Annotated in this window: 18 protein-coding genes; 11 read left to right on the forward strand and 7 right to left on the reverse strand. The window is 42.7% G+C overall.

All coding sequences use genetic code 11. The features are described 5' to 3' along the window. Positions 1–33 precede the first annotated feature (33 nt). Positions 34–804: a HesA/MoeB/ThiF family protein gene (locus tag MWG72_RS06445; protein ID WP_247143532.1), complete on the reverse strand. Its 771-nt coding sequence runs from the start codon at positions 802–804 to the stop codon at positions 34–36. 484 nt (positions 805–1288) lie between these two features. Between MWG72_RS06445 and MWG72_RS06450 the strand changes: the two genes are divergently transcribed. Beyond that, positions 1289–1819, forward strand: a complete 531-nt coding sequence (locus MWG72_RS06450) for a pyridoxamine 5'-phosphate oxidase family protein (protein WP_005247254.1) — start codon at positions 1289–1291, stop codon at positions 1817–1819. A 256-nt stretch (positions 1820–2075) separates the two neighbouring features. Here MWG72_RS06450 and MWG72_RS06455 read toward each other — a convergent pair whose 3' ends face one another. The 3 genes from MWG72_RS06455 to MWG72_RS06465 all read right to left on the reverse strand — a co-directional run bounded on the left by MWG72_RS06455 (position 2076) and on the right by MWG72_RS06465 (position 6061). Then, entirely contained in the window at positions 2076–3722 is a 1647-nt protein-coding gene (locus tag MWG72_RS06455) for an AMP-binding protein (protein WP_247143492.1), read from the reverse strand. A gap of 268 nt (positions 3723–3990) precedes the next feature. Continuing rightward, a complete protein-coding gene (locus MWG72_RS06460; RefSeq protein WP_247143493.1) occupies positions 3991–5127 on the reverse strand; it encodes an acyl-CoA dehydrogenase family protein in 1137 nt (378 codons plus the stop codon). A 163-nt stretch (positions 5128–5290) separates the two neighbouring features. Further along, positions 5291–6061, reverse strand: a complete 771-nt coding sequence (locus MWG72_RS06465) for an SDR family NAD(P)-dependent oxidoreductase (RefSeq protein ID WP_148334492.1) — start codon at positions 6059–6061, stop codon at positions 5291–5293. A gap of 138 nt (positions 6062–6199) precedes the next feature. Here MWG72_RS06465 and MWG72_RS06470 point away from each other — a divergent pair, with 138 nt between their 5' ends. Both MWG72_RS06470 and MWG72_RS06475 read left to right on the forward strand, forming a co-directional pair. After that, a complete protein-coding gene (locus tag MWG72_RS06470; RefSeq protein ID WP_176580849.1) occupies positions 6200–7222 on the forward strand; it encodes an AraC family transcriptional regulator in 1023 nt (340 codons plus the stop codon). Positions 7223–7450: 228 nt separating this feature from the next. Beyond that, the gene (locus MWG72_RS06475) at positions 7451–7804 is read left to right on the forward strand and encodes a hypothetical protein (protein ID WP_044108873.1); all 354 of its coding nucleotides are present in this window, start codon (positions 7451–7453) and stop codon (positions 7802–7804) included. Between the two features lie 183 nt (positions 7805–7987). On the opposite strand, the gene prmC is transcribed toward MWG72_RS06475, so the two are convergent. Together prmC and prfA are read right to left on the reverse strand one after the other, a co-directional pair. Next, a complete protein-coding gene (prmC, locus tag MWG72_RS06480; protein ID WP_044108872.1) occupies positions 7988–8806 on the reverse strand; it encodes a peptide chain release factor N(5)-glutamine methyltransferase in 819 nt (272 codons plus the stop codon). Then, positions 8806–9894, reverse strand: coding sequence for a peptide chain release factor 1 (gene prfA / locus MWG72_RS06485; RefSeq protein WP_004645400.1), 1089 nt, complete (start codon positions 9892–9894; stop codon positions 8806–8808). The genes prmC and prfA overlap by 1 nt, the downstream gene beginning before the upstream one ends. 345 nt (positions 9895–10239) lie before the next feature. Between prfA and MWG72_RS06490 the strand changes: the two genes are divergently transcribed. The 4 genes from MWG72_RS06490 to MWG72_RS06505 all read left to right on the forward strand — a co-directional run bounded on the left by MWG72_RS06490 (position 10240) and on the right by MWG72_RS06505 (position 13443). Further along, the gene (locus MWG72_RS06490; protein WP_004645401.1) at positions 10240–10656 is read left to right on the forward strand and encodes a glycine zipper domain-containing protein; all 417 of its coding nucleotides are present in this window, start codon (positions 10240–10242) and stop codon (positions 10654–10656) included. A gap of 245 nt (positions 10657–10901) precedes the next feature. Next, the gene (locus MWG72_RS06495) at positions 10902–11357 is read left to right on the forward strand and encodes a hypothetical protein (protein WP_004278778.1); all 456 of its coding nucleotides are present in this window, start codon (positions 10902–10904) and stop codon (positions 11355–11357) included. Positions 11358–11526: 169 nt separating this feature from the next. Beyond that, positions 11527–12531: an LLM class flavin-dependent oxidoreductase gene (locus MWG72_RS06500; RefSeq protein WP_247143494.1), complete on the forward strand. Its 1005-nt coding sequence runs from the start codon at positions 11527–11529 to the stop codon at positions 12529–12531. A gap of 348 nt (positions 12532–12879) precedes the next feature. Further along, complete coding sequence (locus tag MWG72_RS06505) at positions 12880–13443, forward strand: NAD(P)/FAD-dependent oxidoreductase (RefSeq protein ID WP_247143495.1); 564 nt, start codon at positions 12880–12882, stop codon at positions 13441–13443. A gap of 245 nt (positions 13444–13688) precedes the next feature. On the opposite strand, the gene ppsR is transcribed toward MWG72_RS06505, so the two are convergent. Then, complete coding sequence (gene ppsR / locus MWG72_RS06510) at positions 13689–14525, reverse strand: posphoenolpyruvate synthetase regulatory kinase/phosphorylase PpsR (protein WP_004278781.1); 837 nt, start codon at positions 14523–14525, stop codon at positions 13689–13691. A gap of 154 nt (positions 14526–14679) precedes the next feature. Here ppsR and ppsA point away from each other — a divergent pair, with 154 nt between their 5' ends. The 4 genes from ppsA (at position 14680) to cyoB (ending at position 21656) form a co-directional block, all read left to right on the forward strand. Next, positions 14680–17058 carry a phosphoenolpyruvate synthase gene (gene ppsA / locus MWG72_RS06515; RefSeq protein ID WP_004278782.1) on the forward strand — a complete coding sequence of 793 codons (2379 nt, stop codon included), beginning with the start codon at positions 14680–14682 and terminating at the stop codon, positions 17056–17058. Between the two features lie 418 nt (positions 17059–17476). Beyond that, positions 17477–18274, forward strand: a complete 798-nt coding sequence (locus MWG72_RS06520) for an RDD family protein (protein ID WP_247143496.1) — start codon at positions 17477–17479, stop codon at positions 18272–18274. Positions 18275–18569: 295 nt separating this feature from the next. Beyond that, on the forward strand, positions 18570–19664 hold the full coding sequence (gene cyoA, locus MWG72_RS06525) for a ubiquinol oxidase subunit II (RefSeq protein ID WP_004278784.1): 1095 nt from the start codon (positions 18570–18572) through the stop codon (positions 19662–19664). Positions 19665–19667: 3 nt separating this feature from the next. Then, entirely contained in the window at positions 19668–21656 is a 1989-nt protein-coding gene (gene cyoB / locus MWG72_RS06530; protein WP_004278785.1) for a cytochrome o ubiquinol oxidase subunit I, read from the forward strand.

The following is a 21656-nucleotide window of genomic DNA, read 5'->3' on the forward strand; positions in this document are numbered from 1 at the left end:
CGCAGTGTAGCAAAAAAAATTCACTTTGCAGGCTTATCTTGCCTGACAGATCAGGCAATCTGTATCTTTTTCGAAAGCGAGAATCCGCTGTTTAAAGCTCAGCCCATCCCACAACAACAGCTTTTGTCGAAGTGGCATCTGGCTCAATCCCAGATATAACAAGGCATGATGTGCCTGCAAACTGGCCATCACATTCGGGGTAGTCGCCAGTACACCGGAGTCTGCACAGCGCAAACTTTCATCGGCCTGATTTTCTGGCGGGAACAGGCAGGCATAACAGGCAGAATCCCCTTCGACCATAAACAGCTGGCCTTGCAAGCCAATCGCAGAGGCACTCAATAAGGGCACATTCAGCTCCACGCAAATGTGATTGACCAGATAGCGTGTGGCAAACTGATCACAGCCATCCAATACCAGATCCTGATGCTCGATCACACTTACTGCATTCTCAGCCGTTAAAGCCTGATTGATATATTCAACTTGTACATTCGGATTAATCTGGCCCAGTCTTTTGGCCAGAGTTTCTGCCTTATAAAATCCAATATCCTGCGGCATAAATGCCAGTTGTCGCTGTAAATTACTCATCTCGATAGTATCTGGATCGATCAGGGTGATTTTCCCTACACCTGCGCGCGCCAGAAGTTCTGCCAGTGCACAGCCAATTCCGCCACAACCAATAATACAGACATTAGAAAATTTCAGTCGCTCCTGCGCATCAATATCCCAGCCATCCAGAAGAATCTGACGGCTATACAGATGCAGTTCAGCATCGGTGAGTTCGAATTCTGGGGATATGGCATCCATGTTAAATGTAGACAACGTCTTTCCTTGTTTCGAAAATTTTTAACAATGATCGCAAAAATTAGCTTTACTGAATTTTTTAAGGACTGATAAATCTCTGGAATATCAATCTCACATTCAATTCACAGCACATCAATAAATGGTTCGGCCATCGTTGATGGCAACTAGCATATCAGCTAAACGCTCGGTATCAAGATGCAGCGGCTATGGCTTGGCAAGATTTTTTGAATCACCTCAATTCAATGGTTCCGGCAAACAGCTTTTTCTAACTTATAAAAGGTGTCAGACCTGAAGTTTTTAAAATCTTTGTTATTAAATTTCCCTGTAAATCGAGCTGTCTTGTTTAGCAATTCTGTAGTCTCTGCCTATATTTGAGTATGAAAATGTATGAGTTCAGTGAGACCTAAGGCATCTGTCTCTAAATATGATTAATCTGAAAATACCAAGCAATCTTTTCAGCTTTCATAAAATCGTATGGAGAACATACATGACCGAGCATAACAATACTCAACATGATAATCGTGAAAAATTATGGGAATTGATCAAGGATGTTCGTTACACCATGATCAGCCATTTAACCGACACACATGAAATACACTCCCAGCCGATGACCATGCTCAACTCCGAGCAGATGAATGAACGTCAAAACTTATATTTCATCCTGCGTAACACCAATGATCTGGTCAAAGCAGCAGAAACAGGCCGTGGTCAGATTGGTCTGTCTTTTGCAAAACCATCAGATGGTATTTACGTGTCGATTAGTGCACATGCCCAGATCAGTACTGACCGCATTCTGATTGAACAGTTGTGGAATCCGTGGGCTGAAAACTGGTTTGAAGGCAAAGATGATCCTACCGTACGGGTATTGATTGCTGAAGCAATCAGCGCAGAATATTGGAATGTCACAGATAACAAAGTTACCCAGCTTTTTAAAGCCTTAAAAGGCGGTGTTACCGGCGAAGCGGGCGAACCGCATGCAGAACATCAAAAAGTGAATCTACAAAGTAATATCTGGTAATGAATGAGGATTTAGCCTCTTTATCTTAAGAGGCTAAATTTTTGATATATTTAATTTTAAATATTAATGTAATTTTACTGTAATGACATAAAAAATTATAATTTTTGCTTGCCTTAATCTGCTCTCTTAAAAATATAAGTTCGGGAAAATCAGCTCAATATCTGATTAAAATTTAAGTAGCAGATTTATTTCTTAAAAAACCAAAAGGCTGCTATGGCAGCCTTTTAGCATTCAATCAAACAATTAATTTGAAAAATTAGCTGACTCGCTTCATCTCTTGAAGTTTGGCAACTTCCTGCTGTTTGAGTAAATTTCGCTGAATCTTGCCACTCGATGTTTTAGGCAAAGATGCCACAAACTCAATCTCTTTCGGATAGGCATGTTTGGATAAGCGTGAACGTACATAACTTTGCAGTTTCAACATCAAATCTTCAGTAGCTGGATATGCTGATTTAAGTACTACAAAGGCTTTCACAATTTCAGTACGTTCTGGATCTGGCTTGCCGACGACTGCAGATTCAAGCACTTCTTCACATTCAAGCAAAGTACTTTCTACATCAAAAGGCCCAACCCGATAGCCCGAAGTTGTAATGACATCGTCTGCACGCCCAATAAAATCAATACCGCCATATTCATTCAGCTTCACGGTATCACCAGTGAGATAATACTGCCCGACAAATGACTTGCGGTTGTGGCCTGCATAGCCTTCAAACCACATCAACGGTGAAGCTGCACAGTCAATTGCCAAGGTTCCAATCCCGCCTTTTTCTACTTCCTGATGTTCTTTGTCCAATACAGCAAAACGATGCCCAGGAATAGCAAAACCGGCTGAACCAACTTTTTTATAATGCTCCAAGCCATGATGATTGGCGATCACCATACCCAGTTCAGTCTGTCCATATTGATCGTAAATATTCACACTTAAATCATGATTGAACCACTGAATCACTTCAGGCGTGAGCGGCTCACCTGCACTGCTTACCACGCGTAAATGCGAACTGATGCCTGCATCAAATTTTTCTTTAAAACCAAAGAACATGCGAAATGCGGTTGGCGAACCGGTCAGGTTACTAACCTGATATTTTTGAATGATTTGTACGGCATTATCGACACTAAAGCCACGTTCATCCATGATGATGCTGTGCCCTAAACTGAGCGGCCCTGCAATGCCATAATACAGTCCATACGCCCAGCCCGGGTCTGCCAGATTCCAGAAGGAATCTTCATCTCGCAGATCTACCGCGTGCAGCATATAGCCTTTAAAGGCCAACAAGGCTTTTAAAGGCACAGGAACCGATTTTGCCAAGCCTGTCGTACCTGAAGTAAACATCATCAGGAAAATATCATTAAACTGGCAATTTACCGGTTCAAACTCTTCCGGTTGCTGCTGTAAGGCTGTCCAGAAATCAGCATCTTGATAATCATCTGCCGCTGTTTGATGCACAGTCAGAATATTAGGGACATTGAGATCATGAAGTTTCAGTCGCTGCTCTTCATCAGTAACAATCAACTGGGTGCCAGCGGTACTGATGCGATGTTCAATGGCTTTGCTTTCAAAGGCAGTAAATAAAGGTTGGTATATGGCACCGATCCGCCAGGTGGCCAATATGGTAATTAAGAGTGCTGGCGTTCTTGGCAGCAATCCTGCAATACAGTCACCGGCCTTTAAACCCAGAGAATGCATATAATTGGCCAGCTGTCCTGAAGCTGTTGCCAGCTGTTCAAAGGTCCACTGCTCTGCATCTCCATTTTTACCTTCCCATATCAGTGCAGTTCGGTTTTGACCCAGGTATCGACCACAGCATTCGGTATACGCATTGATGTTCTCTGCGCTTCCAACCAGATGTTCCTGAACCATATTTTCAAAATTAAAATCAGCATATGCCTGCTCTAGTGTCTTCATGACGACAACCTCTTTCCTATTGTAGTTTTCAGGCGACCTTGCCTGAGTTTATCCATTTGTATTTGTTGTTCCTGCTGATTCCCTCAGCATACTTTCTCAAATCTGCATTCATGCCCTAGGGCTAGAACATGAATAAGGCTTATTTTTCGATTATTTGTACTGTATGTCTTTAGATCATCATGTTCAGTTGAATCCTGCAATTTCCATATCCATCAACGTAAGTGCAGGATTTGAACATCAATCAAAGTCTGTTTTTTTAATTTAACAATCAGCGTTGACACACTTCACGTGCAATCACCAGTCGTTGAATATCTGATGCACCTTCATAAATCTGGCTCACTCGCACATCACGATAAATTCGCTCGACCGGAAAATCAGAGACATAACCGTAGCCACCATGAATCTGGATCGCATCCGAGCAGACTCTTTCTGCAATAGTCGATGCAAACAGTTTTGCCATCGATGCTTCTTTTAAACACGCCAAGCCTGCATCTTTTAATGTTGCAGCATGCAAAACGAGCTGACGTGCGGCTTCAATTTGTGTCGCCATATCTGCAAGCCTGAACGCCACAGCCTGATGTTGCACAATTTCTACACCAAAGGCTTTACGGTCATTGGCATATTCCACTGCAGCATCCAGTGCAGCCCGAGCCATACCGACAGATTGTGCCGCAATGCCGATCCGACCCGATTCAAGGTTCGACAAGGCAATTTTATAACCTTCACCCTCCTGACCTAGCAAGTTGGCAGCAGGAATCCGGCAGTTATCCAGAACGATGGTCGCGGTATCCGAACAATGCTGACCCATTTTCTCTTCTAGGCGTGACACGATATAACCCGGTGCATCGGTCGGCACCAGAAAGCATGAAATACCCTTTTTCCCTGCAGATTTATCAGTCACAGCAAAGACTAGTGCAATCTGTGCGTGTTTACCTGTCGTGATAAACTGCTTGGTGCCATTTAGCACCCATTCATCACCATCACGTTCGGCTTTACACTCCAGCGAACTGGCATCCGAACCGGCCTGAGGTTCTGTCAAACAGAAACAGCCAAGCCATTCACCTGTCGCCAGCTTAGTTAAATACTGCTGTTTTTGTGCTTCAGTGCCATAACGCTGGGTAATGCCGCAAGGCAAAGAATTCTGCACACTGATAATCGTCGAGATTGCACCATCTCCTGCGGCAATTTCTTCTAGCGCCAAAACCAATGATACATAATCCAGACCTGCACCACCCCATTCTTCAGCCACTGTCATACCCAATGCACCAAGCTCACCAAGCTCTTTAAGTTCTTGTGCTGGAAATTGTGCCGTTTTGTCGCGTAAGGCCGCCGTCGGTTTCAGCTTCTGCTGCGAATAATTGCGCATCATGTCCTGAATCATTTTTTGTTCATCATTTAAAATCACGGGTATTTCCCTTCTTTATTTTTTATATCCAGCATCAGCAAAGAATTTTTAATTTTCAAAATCTGATGTTTTTTTGGATGTATTCGGCAAATTCAGCATGCAACTTTCCCTGACACGTCATTGCCATTTTGATGAGTCAAAGAAAGTGTGTTTATTTAATGAATTATTTTGGTGCCATACGGATTGCGCCATCCAGACGAATGACTTCACCATTTAAATAGCTATTTTCAAAGATATGCCCCACCAATTGGGCGAATTCCTGTGGTTTTGCCAGACGTGGTGGAAACGGCACCATTTGCCCCAAAGCATCCTGGACATTTTGCGGCATGCCTTTCAGCATCGGAGTTTCCATAATGCCCGGCGCGATGGTCATGACACGGATCGCTTCACGGGCCAGTTCACGTGCCAGAGGTAAAGTCATTGCGACTACTGCACCTTTAGAAGCCGCATAGGCAGTCTGACCAATTTGGCCGTCATAAGCGGCAACCGAAGCGGTGTTCACAATCACGCCACGTTCTTCTTCACCAGCTTGCAGCTCATATTTTGCAATTAAAGCCGCCGCATGACGCAACATATTAAAAGTACCGTTTACATTAATATTCAGCACTTTTTGGAACATTGCCAATTCATGGATGCCGTTACGACCCAATACTTTGGCGGATGGCGCAATCCCGGCACAGTTGATCAAACCATTCAGTTGGCCATATGTGCTTTCAACATGAGCGAAGAAAGCTTCAACTGTCTGTTCATCGGTCACATCGAGCTGTACAAATTCAGACTGTGAGCCCAGTTGCTGCTGTAATGCCTGACCCTGCTCCTGATTCATATCGACCAGAATCACTTTAGCACCGTGTTCAACCAAATGAGTCGCTGTAGCTGCACCCAAACCTGAGGCACCACCAGTGATCACAATAACTTTTCCCTGAATGTTCATGTTTATTTCCTAGCGATTTTTCTATTTCAGATACGACTTAATATGCAGAGTAAACAGAGTTTTTATTCTGTACAATTTCCAAATATTGCATCTTGCATGATGTATTTGGACAATGAAAACAAGGATGTCAGACTGAATATGCATAAGCCTGCACTGGAATATAGCAAAGGCACCATCTCGATTGACCTGGTGAACGAAGCATTGCTGGATGCCAAACGGCTGCAATTTGATATCCCTGCCATTTTGAAAAAAGCCAATATCCCAGCAGAAGTATTAAATGCTCCCAAGGCACGCGTGTCGGTCAGCCAATTTGCCCAATTATGGACTGTGCTTGCAGACAGCATGAATGACGAATTTTTTGGCATGGACAGCCATGCCATGCGTCGTGGCAGTTTTAAATTGCTTTCGAAAATGGTTATGCAGGCAGATACACTGGAAAAAGCGCTGCAACACATTCTGCAATTTCTCAACCTGGTTTTGGACGATCTGCAAAGTACGCTCATGGTTGAGGAACACTATGCCTATATCGTGATTTATGATTTAAAAGCAACCAAACGCATGTTTAGTTATGCGACTTATCTGATGCTGATTCATACCCTGATCTGCTGGTTAAGTGGACAACGGATTTTACTTAATCAGATTCAACTCAAATGTGCAGCTCCCCTGGATGATTTCGACTATAAAGTTCGGTTCTGTGAACAGATTGAATATCAGGCCAGCGAAAATTACGTGCAATTTGATGCAAGCTATCTGCAATTGCCGATTAAACAGGATGCTCAGTCCTGGTATCAGTTTATTCAGCAAACCCCACAAAATTTATTGGTGCGTTTTAAAAACCCCTATGCCTTGAGCACCCAGATTCGCCGTCAATTACTGCAAGTTTCACCGGCAGAATGGCTGGAACTGAATGAACTGGCCTTAAAAATGAATATGTCTGAAGCGACCATGCAACGGCGTTTAAAAAGTGAAGGTGTCAGCTATCAACAGTTAAAAAATGAGATACGCCGGGATACCGCCATTGAATTGCTGACCCGTACTGAACAAAGTTTACAAGAGATTAGCGATCAGCTTAATTTTCAGGAATCCAGTGCATTTCATCGTGCATTCAAAAAGTGGACTGGCGTCAGTCCAGGCGCGTATCGACAAAATAATATTAGATAATTTATATAAACTTAGACTTCAAAAATATTACCGAAAAATAATTAGATTCTAAGCATTTATTTTTATTATGATTATATATTTCAAGCCCTAAAACATATATTAGCAGGACTACACAGTCACCCGGAAAGCTTTGCAATTTATCCGAGAATAGATTATTTTTCATTCAATTTATAGCACTTTTGCTATTGGCTGTACTCTCCATTTTCCTTTCTAGTTGAAGGTATCTCCATGTTAAAGATGACTGATGTGCTTGGGCAAAATCTTGTTCAAAACTTCTCTAAAGCTTTATTTTCTTCGACTGATCTCATCACAGAACAGTTGAATCAAGGGATTTTAAATGCATCGGATGCAGAACTGAAAGATGCAATTTTGCACTTCTTTAACCAGGTAGATGCTGTGGAAGCGGCTCAGGCCCTTGAAATTCCAGCAGAACGTATAAGTGGATTACAGGAAGGTATCGCCTTGAAAGATGAAAAATATCTGGCAGATACTTTGAAAGTTGTGGCACTTTGTCTGGCAATGGAAACCGGTAGCCTAGATCAGGTAGAAGTCTATGACTGTCTACAGGATTATCCGATGTAATTCTTTTTAAGAATTCCTCGAAAGCGATGCTCTGGCATCGCTTTTTTGTTTTTAGTTATACTGCGTTGGCTTGATGTCATTCAAAATACTTAAGGTTTCAAATGCAGTCAGGAATTTATAAAGAAAAAATCCAATAAAAAAGCGACCAATGTAGTCGCTTTTTTATAGAAAAAGAATTACAGATTAATGCGGCCATTGCGCCAAAGTCACACGATCATTCCCGCCATAATCTTTAACCGTGCGGACTTGCTTATAACCCGCCTGTTTAAATAGATGTTGTACGGCATCTGCCTGATCATAACCATGTTCAAGCACCACCCAACCATTCACAGTCAAATGCTTCTTGGCTTGCAGAATAATCATTTCAATATCGGCCAGACCTTTTTTATCTGCCACCAGCGCACGTTCCGGTTCAGTCGCCAGATTCTGCATATGCACATCATCAGCGTCGATATAAGGTGGATTCGATACAATGGCGTCAAAGAATTGACGGCCAAATGGCTTCAGCCATGAACCCAGAACAAATTCTACATTCTCAATATCATGTTGTTCCGCATTATATTTCGCCACCTCAAGCGTAGGCTCGTAGATATCGGAAGCGGTTAGTGTCCAGTTAGAACGTTCAGATGCCAGTGATAAGGCAATTGCACCAGTACCTGTACCCAAATCCACCACACGGGCATCTTCAGGCAGATCTAACTTCAATACCGTCTCAACCAGCACTTCAGTATCCGGACGTGGCACCAAGGTATCTTTGGTCACTTTGAGGTCTAAAGTCCAGAATGGCTGTGAACCAGTAACATAAGCCAAAGGTTCGCCAGCAGCAATACGCGCCAACCCATCTTTATACGCTTGTTCCTGTTCCGGCGTTAATTCCTGATCTTTTTTCATCAGCAGATCAAATGAATCAATCTTGGTGATGTGTTCCAGTAACCAGGCATTTTCCTGACGTTCATAACTTTCAGCTTCGCCGCGTAAAGCCAAGGCTTGTAAAATATTCATTATCCACCATTCTGCTGTGCAAGCATGGCCAACTGATCCGCCTGATATTCGCGATGCAGGCTGTCTAGCAATTCAGTCAAATCACCTTCCATCACGGCATCCAGCTTGTACAAAGTCAGGTTAATGCGATGATCGGTCATACGACCTTGCGGATAGTTATAGGTACGGATACGTTCTGAACGATCTCCTGAACCCACCAGATCACGACGCATTTCCGAGGTTGCTGCATCTGCTGCTGCACGTTTGGCATTTTCTAAACGTGATACCAGCAGTGCCATCGCTTTGGCCTTGTTCTTATGCTGTGAACGCTCTTCCTGACATTCCACTACGGTGCCGGTTGGAATATGGGTAATACGTACTGCAGAATCGGTTTTGTTAACGTGCTGACCACCTGCACCTGAAGCACGATACGTATCAATCCGCAAATCAGATGAGTTGATTTCGACCGAGGTATCAACATCAATTTCAGGAAGAATCGCAACGGTACATGCTGAGGTATGCACACGGCCTTGTGATTCGGTCGCTGGTACACGCTGTACACGATGTGCACCACTTTCAAATTTTAGACGACCGTAAACCCCGTCACCATTAATCAGGCAGATGACTTCTTTATAGCCACCATGTTCGCCTTCATTTTCAGAGAGGATTTCAATACGCCAGCCTTGGTTTTCCGCATATTTACTATACATACGAAATAAATCGCCTGAGAAAATCGCAGCTTCATCGCCGCCGGTTCCGGCACGAATCTCAAGATAAGCCGAGTTGGCATCATTCGGATCTTTCGGAATCATCAAGATGTTCAGGTCTGCTTCAAGCGATTCAATTAAAGCTTTATTCTCTTTAATTTCTTCCTGCGCCATTTCCTTAAAGTCCGGATCTGACAGCATGGCCTGAGCTGTTTCAATGTCTTCTTCAGCCTGTCTGTACTTGGTCCAGACATTGGTGATTTCTGTTAAGTCATTATGCTCACGTGACAATTGACGGAAGCGCTTATTATCAGAAATGACTTCTACATCAGCCAGTAATGCGGTCAATTCTTCATGGCGGTCAGAGAGTTGGTCTAATCGTAAACGTAACGATTCTTTCATTTTCTAAAAAATCTCAAACATAGGCTGCGACTAAAAACCGATTTAGCACAGCGAAATCAAAAAATTGCGCCTAGTTTAACGACTCTGGCTTCTAATGAACATCATTATTGAGTAAGTCCGCGTTGCTATCATTCGTGCTCTACAGCATTTGTTAACAAATATGATTAAAAACAGTGGAATTGCTTTTTTTATAGTCGATCTTATTCTTATTTCTTGCTGATTTTACAATTCGCCAAATAAAGCAGGGAATTATGAAGAAACATCTTCATATTGTTTTGGGCATGATTTGTTACATTTTCCGCATCGAAATAACTACAGTCCTGTAGATGGACACGGAGTGATGACATGAAACTCAACGCACTTTTAATGAGTACAGTTTTAGCTGCTGGTTCAATGATGACCGTAAACGCACATGCCGACAGTACAGCGCGTGTTGCAGCAGCAAGTGCTTTAGGTAGTGTTGCAGGTACAGCATTAGGTAAAAACATGGGCGGTAATACCGGCGCAACCATTGGTGCTGCTTTAGGTGGTGCTGGCGGTGCAGCAGTTGCAAGCAGCAAGAAAAACCGTACTGAATCTGCCATTGGTGGTGCTCTAGGCGGCGGTGCAGGTTATACCGTAGGTAAAAATATGGGCGGTACTAATGGCGGTTATATCGGTTCAGCTTTGGGTGCTGCCGGTGGTGCTGCATTGGGTAACAAGATTGCCAAAGATAAAGCAGCTGAAAAACGCTCTAAACACTGGAAAAAACGTTACCGTTAATTTGCGCTCAGGCAATTTAGACCAGACGCTACATTTAACATGAAAAGCACCTTTTGGTGCTTTTTTTATTGTGGCTTTACTACGTGAATTTTCAAGTAATACATGGAATTATCCTGTCTACATCATGAATAAATTAAGGAGATAAAAATCACAATTCGCCAACATTGCCTCCATGCTGTTTGGCGCTTGCTAGATTAAATTTATCTCATCAACAAAATATAGCTAGATATATAAAAGGTGTCCTCATGAACTATAAATCTCTAATGATCGCTGTCGTAGCAACCTCAGCCATGGGTATGACAGCTGCCAATGCAGGCAATACAACCAATACAGCTTTAGCTTCTGCACTAGGTGGTGTTGTTGGTGCTGCAGTAGGTAATAAAATGGGCGGTACCACTGGTGCAACAATCGGTTCAGCGATTGGTGGCGGTGCGGGTGCCGCAGTAGCGGCAAATAAACGTGACCGTAATGGTGCGATTATCGGTGGTGCTTTAGGTGGCGGTGCAGGTTATGCAGTTGGCCGAAACATGGCAGGCACTAACGGTGGTTATATCGGTGCGGCACTGGGTTCAGCAGGTGGTTCAGCTTTAGGTAAAAAAGTTAGCGAAGACCGTCGTTATGATGACCGCAGCGAACGTCGCTATAACTCTTCTCGTAACTACCGTTATAACGATTATCGCTATAACAACCGTCGTCGTTAAGATTCTCTCCCCTTATTCTTTCCTCCTTTATAAGCATCTTCGGATGCTTATTTTTTTGCCTTTATTTTTTATCTTTATCTTTTGGTTTACACTTATATCGATTTTTTTCGATATACAAATACATTCTAAAGTCGTATGCTTTTAGAGATGTTTATTTAAGAGTAATACTATGCGTACGCTTAACGATACCCAGTTCTCTATACTCGAACTGGTTCCTGTTCGTGACGACAAGAGCATTCAATTCGCGCTGAACCATGCGCTGGAACTTGCCCAAACAGCAGAAAAATTGGGTTATCGCCGGATGTGGCTGGCAGAACATCATAATATGGATGGTATTGCCAGTTCAGCAACTGCAGTTCTCTTAGGCTATTTACTGGCGAATACCAAAACCCTAACTTTAGGCTCTGGCGGAATTATGTTGCCCAACCATGCACCGCTGGTCGTGGCTGAACAGTTCGGCACCTTGGCAACACTTTATCCGGACCGGATTGAACTGGGTCTGGGCCGTGCTCCAGGTACCGATCAAATGACCATGCGTGCCCTGCGTCGTGGCCGTCAGGAAACCGAAGATCAGTTTCCACAAGATGTTCTGGAAATTCTGCAATATTTTAAAGATCCAGAACCACATCAGCGTATCGTAGCGACGCCAGGTCAAAGTACGCACGTACCCGTATGGCTTTTAGGTTCCAGCCTGTTTAGTGCACAATTAGCGGCGAAACTTGGTCTACCTTATTCCTTCGCTTCGCATTTTGCCCCGCGTATGCTGGGACAGGCGATTCAATTATATCGTGACAATTTCGAACCGTCTGAATACCTGGATCGTCCTTATGTGTCGATGGGTGTACCGACCTGTGTCGCAGATACTGATGAAGAAGCAGAATATCTAGCGACTAGTGCCTATCAGCGGGTTTTATCACTGATTCGTGGACAAAGCCTGAAACTTAAAGCACCAATTGACTCCATGAAAGGTCTGTGGTCGCCGCCGGAAAAAATGTCAGTCGATAATTTCTTTGCCATGGCTCAGGTCGGCTCCAAAGAAACCGTTAAAGCTGGGCTAGAATCGCTTTTGGCTAAATATGATGTGGATGAGTTTATCTTTACTTGTGACATCTATGACACTGACAAGCGCCTGCACAACTTTGAGCTATTAATGCAAATTAAAAATGGTCAGTAAATGAGAGTTGCATCTACCTATTCTCAGCAATGGGTAGATGTTTTTCATCTTTAAAGATAAATGACCAAAAGAAATATATCAGTAAAAGCATTTCTATCGACCTCCTCCATTAAAAAACTTCTTCCCTAAACGAACACTTCACTTCTTTTCCTTCATCCATCTCAGCAAGTTAAAAGTCATTCCTTTTGGATCGCATGTAAATCTATTCAGTCTTCAATAAAATCAGATTTTATATTTTGCTCAAATAGATGACTGTCTAAGTTAAATTTTTCACTTTACCCTAGCTTGAGTTTTTGTTTATATCTCATACAAAGAAAATTAATTATTAAATAAATTCAAGGAATTCTAATGTCTACCAAGCAGGATCCACACGCTGGTATTTTTGAAAATCGCCCCGAACATTTTCAGCAGTTTACTGGAATTAAAGTACCCTCTTCCGAACTGCTAGAATTGGATTATGCAGATAAAGATATTGCGATTATTGGCACGGATCAGTTTACCGTGAGCCAGCTGGATAAAATCAGTCAACATGCCCGTTCGGTAAAAGTTTTCCAGATTAATCCTGCTTTTGTACTGCCCGGTTCCGACCGAATTCTGCAACGACTTATTAATCATCCACTGATTGGTAAAAATCGTCGCTTATTTAACAACCGGATTAAAAGTCTACTCTCTCTGCGTTTTTTAGAAAATCAGGTGCAGAATTTATGGCTAAGACGCCAGTTAATGCCAAATCTGGCATCTTCCCGTAAAATTTATCTGAAATCAGATCATTACTATGCCGCGCTACAGCGTGAAAATTGCCAGCTGATTACCTGGCCGATTCTGAAAATTTCGGAAAATACGATTCATTGTATTAATGGTGAGCAGCATCCGGTGGATATCATTGTTCATACTTATTCAGCAGAAAAATAACTCACACTGGCGAGTAAAAATGAAAAATTGGTAAGCTAGTAATGAGATTTTAAATTATATGCCACGAACCAATTGATGATTTTTTCAACGGATTGATCAAAGAACACTCTCAGGTATTTTTAAAAATGATACCTGATATTTTATTTAAATTATAAAACTCATACATTATTTCGATTAATTAATGCTTACTAGTAATTTTCAACTATAAATCAAAGCCAAACCGAAGTTTGGCTCTGGTTGGTTTCTTAACCGATTCGACGTTTTAAACCGGTCATCTGCAACACACGTGTTGAGATTTCCTCAATCGACATTTCAGAGACATTCAGGTACTTGATGCCTTCCGAAATATAAATCCCTTCAATCGCACGTAACTCCATCTGACACTGACTAAAGCTGGCATAACGGCTATTCGCCTTACGCTCAGAACGAATGGCCACCAGGCGTTCCGCATCAATCATCAGGCCAAACAGCTTGTTTTTATGCGGTCGCAGCACGGCTGGCAGGCGGTTATCGTCCAAATCTTCTTCAGTTAGCGGATAGTTTGCTACACGAATACCGAACTGCAAAGACAGATAAATAGAGGTCGGGGTTTTACCTGAACGCGATACACCAATCAGGATCAGGTCAGCTTTATCATAATGACGGGTACGTGCGCCGTCGTCATTGTCTAAAGCAAAATGCACTGCATCAATACGAGCTTTATAGGACTCAGAATCCGTCACTGCATGGGTCTGCCCGACTAAAGTTGTAGGAATCGTACCTAACTCATCAGCCAATTTGCTAATAAGCCCTTCAAATACATCAAGATTTACTGCATTTGCGGTATTAATAATATCACGAACATAGGGATCAACCAGGGTATCAAATACCAGCGGTTTTTCACCGTCGATTTGAGCTCTTGCATTGATCTCTGCCACCACGTTTGTAGCCGCTTCTTCGGAACTAATGTAAGGGATAATATGAATGTCAAATTTCACATGCGGAAACTGCGCTAACAGCGAGTGTCCAAGGGTTTCAGCGGTGATGGCGGTACCATCTGAAATAAAGAAAACACTACGCTGAATTTGTTTACCTTCCGACATTAAAATTCTCCTCCAACATTTGTCTTAGTGCTATATAATCTTTATAGTAAACCGATCTTACATGACTGTCGCTTAGTAAAATCAAAAACCTAGATGATTTGCTATACTCTCATGCCGAGATAGTGATTAATACTGCAAAAGTGGAGTAACAACTTTGGAAGCGCGCGTAATTGGTCTGGAAAAATTAGGGAAGCACGACGTTGAGCTGGTCGGTGGGAAAAACTCATCACTAGGCGAAATGATCAGCCACTTATCAAATGCTGGTGTATCTGTGCCAGGTGGTTTCGCAACGACTGCCGATGCCTACCGTGAATTTCTCGAGCAAAGTGGCCTAAACGCTAAAATCAATGCAGAGCTTGCTGCACTCAATGTTGATGATGTGAATGCACTCGCCGAAACTGGCGCAAAAATTCGTCAATGGATTGTGGATACTCCACTTACGCCTGCATTAGAACAAGAAGTTCGTACAGCATTTGCAGAACTTTCTAACGGCAACCCTGACATCGCGGTTGCCGTTCGTTCTTCTGCAACTGCAGAAGATTTGCCGGATGCTTCTTTTGCCGGCCAACAAGAAACTTTCCTGAACATTCGTGGTATTGATAACGTTCTGATCGCAATCAAAGAAGTGTTTGCATCTTTGTACAACGACCGCGCAATCTCTTACCGTGTACACCAAAACTTTGCCCATGATGTAGTTGCGCTGTCTGCTGGTGTACAACGCATGGTTCGTTCAGAAACTGGCGCTGCAGGTGTAATGTTTACGCTAGATACTGAATCAGGCTTCCGTGATGCAGTATTCATTACCGCATCTTATGGTTTGGGTGAAATGGTCGTTCAAGGTGCAGTTAACCCGGACGAATTCTATATTTCTAAACCGCTTTTAAATGCAGGCCGACACGCGATCCTTCGTCGCAACCTGGGTTCTAAGCACCAAAAAATGATTTATGGTGAAGAAGCATCTGCAGGTAAATCTGTTGTTGTCGTGGATGTTGAAAAAGCTGAACGCCAACAGTTCGCTTTAAACGACCAGGAATTACAAGAACTTGCTAAACAAGCGCTGATCATTGAAAACCACTACGGTGCACCAATGGACATCGAGTGGGCAAAAGATGGCGATGATGGCAAGATTTATATCGTTCAGGCGCGTCCTGAAACTGTAAAAAGCCGTGAAAATGTCGGCACCATGGAACGCTACCTGTTGAAACAACGTGGCACTGTAATTTGTGAAGGTCGTTCAATCGGTCAACGCATTGGTTCTGGTAAAGTCCGGATTGTGACGTCTATTAAAGAAATGGACAAAGTACAAGATGGTGATGTTCTTGTATCTGATATGACTGACCCGGATTGGGAACCAGTCATGAAACGTGCAGCTGCGATTGTAACAAACCGTGGTGGTCGTACTTGTCACGCTGCAATCATTGCACGTGAGCTTGGTGTTCCTGCAATCGTTGGTTGTGGTAATGCAACTGAAGTTCTTGTAGACGGTCAGGAAGTGACTGTGTCTTGTGCCGAAGGTGATACTGGCTTTATCTATGAAGGCGCACTAGATTTTGAAATTCAAAAGAATTCAATTGAGTCTATGCCTGCTCTTCCATTTAAAGTCATGATGAACGTGGGTAACCCGGACCGTGCATTTGACTTTGCTCAAATTCCAAACGCAGGTATTGGTCTGGCGCGTCTTGAATTCATTATTAACCGTATGATTGGTGTTCACCCGAAAGCATTGATCAATATTGACAGCCTTCCACGTGAAACACGTGCAGCAGTCATGGCGCGTACTGCAGGTTATGCATCTCCAATCGAATTCTATGTAGAGAAACTGGTCGAAGGTATCTCGACACTTGCTGCTGCATTTGCAGACAAGCCAGTCATTGTTCGTATGTCAGACTTTAAGTCTAACGAATATGCAAACTTGATCGGTGGTAAGTTATACGAGCCAGAAGAAGAAAACCCGATGCTAGGTTTCCGTGGTGCAAGTCGCTACGTTTCTGATAACTTCCGTGATTGCTTCGAACTTGAATGTCGTGCATTGAAAAAGGCACGTGATGAAATGGGTTTAACCAATATCCAGATCATGATTCCATTTGTTCGTACTGTTGCTGAAGCGAAACGTGTAATTGAACTTCTTGCATTAAATGGTCTTAAGCGCGGTGAAAACGGCCTTAAAGTGATCATGATGTGTGAACTTCCAACCAATGCTTTATTGGCAGATCAGTTCCTTGAACATTTCGATGGTTTCTCTATTGGTTCAAACGACTTGACACAATTAACGCTTGGTCTTGACCGTGACTCTGGTATTGTCTCTCACCTATTTGATGAGCGCGATCCTGCGGTTAAAGCGTTGCTTTCTCTTGCAATTCAAGCATGCCGTAAAGCTGGCAAATATGTCGGTATTTGTGGTCAAGGTCCTTCTGATCACCCAGATCTTGCACAATGGTTAATGGAACAAGGTATCGACTCTGTGTCTTTAAACCCAGACTCGGTACTTGAAACTTGGTTCTTCCTGGCTGAAGAAAAAGTGCAAAAAGCATAAGCAATTGTGAATAAAAAAGACCCTTTGATAGGGTCTTTTTTATGAGATAGATATTATGATTTATTGTTTGAATAATTGATAAAAAGACCCTATCAAAACTTAACCAATTGAATTTATAAATATAATTAAATCAAAGCTTATCAACACATGAAAACTGCAATGACAAACAAATACCAACAGTAAAGTTATATCAAAATGGCAATAATAAAGAATAACCATCGGGTGTTGGGGAAGATATTTTTAAGAGTGGAGATTCTTGCAATTTTGTATGGGCGCATTTTTAATGAGAAATATGATTGAAAATCCTCAATTAATCTATATCTTACGATGAGAGGATGTTTGTTTTCAAAACAGAATTCAATACAATCTTGATCAAAGCTATTATCAGTTCACATTTATATATTGAGATTCAGTCTATATGCAGATTTACTTGGCACGAAACAATCAACAAGCTGGTCCATATACGCTCGAGCAATTGAATCAGATGCTGGCGAATCAACAAGTCATGCTGACTGACCTGGCATGGCATCAAGGCATGACAGAGTGGAAAGCCTTAGGTGAACTTACCCAAGGGAAATCGGTATATCAACCTGCAGGGTATGTCGCTCCGGCAGTCACACCTGAAACGCCAGTATTCCAGAACAATCAGTCAACGACTTCGGCCTATTCACAGCCTCATACTCAAACAGCGACTCAAAAGAATGAACTCGCCAGTATTCCAAGCCGTATACTGGCCAAAATTGTAGATGTGTTACTGTGGTTACCAGCAACCTTCATTTTGACTGCATTTTTTACACCTGAACAGGAAACCCGATTTGCACAACTGAATGAAGAATTCATGAATGTCGTGCTGAGTAGCAATGCAGATCCTGCTCTGGCCCAACAATTACAGACTCAAATGTTTGAGATGTTTTCTCAGCAGGCGTGGCTTGCCACAGCGGTCTATTTGATTATCATGCTGGCCATTCAAGCCTTTCTGATTGCCAAATCAGGCCAAAGTATTGGTAAAAAGCTGACGAAAATCAAAATTGTAGATGCCGAATCAGGTGAAAAGACCAGCCTGTTACGCGCCTTCACTATTCGTAGTGTATTTTTCATATTTTTAAATATTGTATTTATGCCACTGAGTTTAATTATTGACTGGGCCTTCGGATTGGGCAAAAAACGTCAAACCTTGCACGATAAACTCGCAAGAACGAAAGTTGTGAAACAATAGCGCAGGAATACACAAAATGGGATGAATATCATCCCATTTTGATTACAGAACTTTGAAATTGAAATAAAATTCCCATAACCCCCCAATCCAGACCAGCAAAATCGGTTTTTATTACAGGCATTTAAAGCGCCCTAGATATAGCTTAGTTCGTGAATCTCAGGCATAATGCCCTACAACGTAGCGGTGTATTGTGATTAATAGGATGTTTTGTAAAATTCAGCCTCTTTTGTCATGTGCACTTTAATCGCTATCCCATATTAAATTAGGGAATGGGACTCTTCACCGAGGTTGTAAAATGAGACAAACGATTTTAGCTGTATTGTCTTTATCTGCGATGACTGCACTCTTGACCGGGTGTGGTGGTGATATGGTACTTCTGAACTCTAAAGGTCCAGTTGCAGCAGGTCAAAGTAACCTGATGATGACTGCGATTTACTTAATGCTTTTGGTGGTTATTCCATCAATCATCATGGCATTATGGTTCGGTTGGAAATATCGTGCATCGAATAAAGACGCAGACTATAAACCTACATGGGCACACTCTACTGCGATTGAAATTGTAGTATGGGGTATCCCTGTCATTATTATTGGTATTTTAGCTTGGTTAACTTGGTGGGGTTCTCACAAGTATGACCCATACCGTCCAATTGAAGCAGATAAAGCACCATTAACTGTTCAGGTTATTGCTGAGCAATTTAAATGGATCTTCATCTATCCTGAGCAAGGCATTGCAACTGTTAACGAATTGCGTTTCCCAGAGCAAACTCCGGTAAGCCTTCGTTTAACCTCTAACTTCACGATGAACTCGTTCTTCATCCCGGCGTTAAGTGGTCAGATTTATGCAATGGCAGGTATGCAAACTCACCTTAACTTCTTAGCAGATGAAACTAGTCCAGCTGAAGGTTATCGTGGTTTCTCTTCAAACTATTCAGGCTATGGCTTCTCACAAATGCGCTTCCGTGCACATTCTGTGACTGATGCTCAATTCGCTGAATGGATTTCTGCTGTTCAGGCAGGAAACGGTACTTCAGTTAACCCTAATGCAGTACAAAAAACTGTTCTAGACCAAGCTGAATTTGCAACTTTACGTGACGGCAACCGTGGTAAACACCAGATCGAAGCGATTATTGCAAAAGCTGAAACTCCTGAAGAGAAGGCTGCTGCTGAAGCAATGAAGCCTTACCCTACTAAGCCACATCCTGTGACTTACTACTCTTCTGTAGAGCAAGGTTTGTTTGAATCTGTGATTCACAAGTATATGAGTAACTATCACGGTGCTGATCATTCAGCTCCTGTAGAAGCTGCAGCGACTGATGCTGTTGCTCACGAAGCGGCTGCTTCTGAAGCTCATGTAGCTGGTGAACATGCGACTGCTTCTCAAGGAGAATAAGACATGAGCTTCTTAGGTAAGTTAGGTCCAGATGCAATTCCTTACGATCCAATCGTATTGGCAACTGTTGCAATGATGATCCTGGGTGGTATCGCAGTTTTTGCTGGTATTACCTACTTCAAAAAATGGGGCTACCTGTGGAACGAATGGTTCACATCTGTAGACCATAAAAAAATTGGTATCATGTATATCTTCGTATCCGTGATCATGCTTTTGCGTGGTTTCGCCGATGCGATCATGATGCGTCTTCAGCAGTTCCTTGCAAAAGGTGGCGGCGAAGGTTATTTACACCCTGAGCATTACGACCAGATCTTTACCGCGCATGGCGTGATCATGATCTTCTTCGTGGCAATGGGTCTTGTAGTTGGTTTAATGAACATCTCTGTACCGCTTCAAATCGGTGCACGTGACGTTGCATTCCCATTGTTGAACTCTTTAAGCTTCTGGTTATTCGCCGGCGCTGCGGGTCTGATGATGGTTTCACTTGCGTTAGGTGAATTCGCTGCAACAGGTTGGATGGCATACCCTCCACTGTCTGGTATCGAATACTCTCCAGGCGTAGGTATGGACTACTATATCTGGGCACTGCAAATTTCAGGTCTAGGTACGCTATTAACGGGTGTTAACTTCTTCGTTACCATCATCAAAATGCGTGCGCCTGGCATGAAACTTATGGAAATGCCAATCTTTACCTGGACATCTTTATGTACAGCAGTATTGATTATTGCGGCTTTCCCGGTGTTGACTGCAACAATTGCAATGTTAACGCTTGACCGTTACTTTGGTTTCCACTTCTTCACCAATGACTTGGGCGGTAGTCCAATGTTGTACGTGAACTTGATTTGGACTTGGGGTCACCCAGAAGTATACATTCTGATTTTACCAGCATTTGGTATTTACTCAGAAGTTGTTGCGACTTTCTCGCGCAAAGCATTGTTCGGTTACAAATCAATGGTGTATGCAACAGTAGCAATCACAGTATTGTCATTCGTTGTATGGGTTCACCACTTCTTTACCATGGGTGCAGGTGCCAACGTTAACGCGTTCTTCGGTATCATGACCATGATTATTGCGATTCCTACAGGTGTGAAGATCTTCTCTTGGTTGTTCACCATGTACAAGGGTCGTATTGTTTTCACCACTCCAATGCTATGGACACTAGGCTTCCTGGTAACTTTCGGTATCGGTGGTTTAACAGGTGTATTGATGGCAGTTCCACCAGCGGACTTCCTGGTACACAACTCTTTATTCCTGATTGCTCACTTCCATAACGTAATTATTGGTGGTGTGGTATTCGGTATGTTCGCAGGTATCATCTTCTACTGGCCGAAAATGTTCGGTTGGAGACTGAATGAGACTTGGGGTAAAGCAGCGTTCTGGTTCTGGTTCTTCGGTTTCTATTTTGCATTCATGCCACTTTATATCCTTGGTTTCATGGGTATGACACGTCGTTTGAATACATTTGACAACCCAGAATGGGACCCGTATGTAGATATCGCGATGTTTGGTGCGGTTCTGGTTGCACTGGGTATTCTATGTTTCATCATGCAAATCGTGGTTGGTTTCCTACAACGTGACCAACGTCTAGATTTGACTGGCGATCCATGGGATGGTCGTACCCTTGAATGGGCGACATCTTCTCCTGCTCCGTTCTATAACTTTGCTCATCTTCCAAAGATCAATGGTATTGATACTTTCTGGATCGAGAAAGAAAATGGTGTTGCGTATGCAAAACCAACGAAGTACGAAGATATCCACATGCCGACTAACCGTGCTGCCGGTTTCGTTATCGCGATGTTCATCACTGTTATGGGCTTCGGTTTAATCTGGCACATCTGGTGGTTAGTAGTTGTTACGTTCATTGCTTCTATCATTAGCTTCATCGTGTCTTCTTTCACCAAGAAAGTGGATTACTATGTTCCAGCTGCTGAAGTTGAACGTATTGAAAACGAACGCTATGCGATTCTTGAAAAACACTTGAAGAAGGACTAA

Source organism: Acinetobacter lwoffii (genome assembly GCF_022967985.1).
Taxonomy (GTDB): Bacteria; Pseudomonadota; Gammaproteobacteria; order Pseudomonadales; family Moraxellaceae; genus Acinetobacter.

What these genes read in the sequence shown, in the direction of transcription:
- MWG72_RS06450 (WP_005247254.1), top strand. Translation starts at nt 1,289, where the DNA reads ATGACCGAGCATAACAATACTCAACATGATAATCGTGAAAAATTATGG.
- cyoA (WP_004278784.1), top strand. Translation starts at nt 18,570, where the DNA reads ATGAGACAAACGATTTTAGCTGTATTGTCTTTATCTGCGATGACTGCA.
- MWG72_RS06475 (WP_044108873.1), top strand. Translation starts at nt 7,451, where the DNA reads ATGTTAAAGATGACTGATGTGCTTGGGCAAAATCTTGTTCAAAACTTC.
- cyoB (WP_004278785.1), top strand. Translation starts at nt 19,668, where the DNA reads ATGAGCTTCTTAGGTAAGTTAGGTCCAGATGCAATTCCTTACGATCCA.
- prfA (WP_004645400.1), bottom strand. Translation starts at nt 9,894, where the DNA reads ATGAAAGAATCGTTACGTTTACGATTAGACCAACTCTCTGACCGCCAT.
- ppsR (WP_004278781.1), bottom strand. Translation starts at nt 14,525, where the DNA reads ATGTCGGAAGGTAAACAAATTCAGCGTAGTGTTTTCTTTATTTCAGAT.
- MWG72_RS06500 (WP_247143494.1), top strand. Translation starts at nt 11,527, where the DNA reads ATGCGTACGCTTAACGATACCCAGTTCTCTATACTCGAACTGGTTCCT.
- MWG72_RS06490 (WP_004645401.1), top strand. Translation starts at nt 10,240, where the DNA reads ATGAAACTCAACGCACTTTTAATGAGTACAGTTTTAGCTGCTGGTTCA.
- MWG72_RS06465 (WP_148334492.1), bottom strand. Translation starts at nt 6,061, where the DNA reads ATGAACATTCAGGGAAAAGTTATTGTGATCACTGGTGGTGCCTCAGGT.
- prmC (WP_044108872.1), bottom strand. Translation starts at nt 8,806, where the DNA reads ATGAATATTTTACAAGCCTTGGCTTTACGCGGCGAAGCTGAAAGTTAT.
- MWG72_RS06455 (WP_247143492.1), bottom strand. Translation starts at nt 3,722, where the DNA reads ATGAAGACACTAGAGCAGGCATATGCTGATTTTAATTTTGAAAATATG.
- MWG72_RS06505 (WP_247143495.1), top strand. Translation starts at nt 12,880, where the DNA reads ATGTCTACCAAGCAGGATCCACACGCTGGTATTTTTGAAAATCGCCCC.
- MWG72_RS06445 (WP_247143532.1), bottom strand. Translation starts at nt 804, where the DNA reads ATGGATGCCATATCCCCAGAATTCGAACTCACCGATGCTGAACTGCAT.
- MWG72_RS06520 (WP_247143496.1), top strand. Translation starts at nt 17,477, where the DNA reads ATGCAGATTTACTTGGCACGAAACAATCAACAAGCTGGTCCATATACG.
- MWG72_RS06470 (WP_176580849.1), top strand. Translation starts at nt 6,200, where the DNA reads ATGCATAAGCCTGCACTGGAATATAGCAAAGGCACCATCTCGATTGAC.
- MWG72_RS06495 (WP_004278778.1), top strand. Translation starts at nt 10,902, where the DNA reads ATGAACTATAAATCTCTAATGATCGCTGTCGTAGCAACCTCAGCCATG.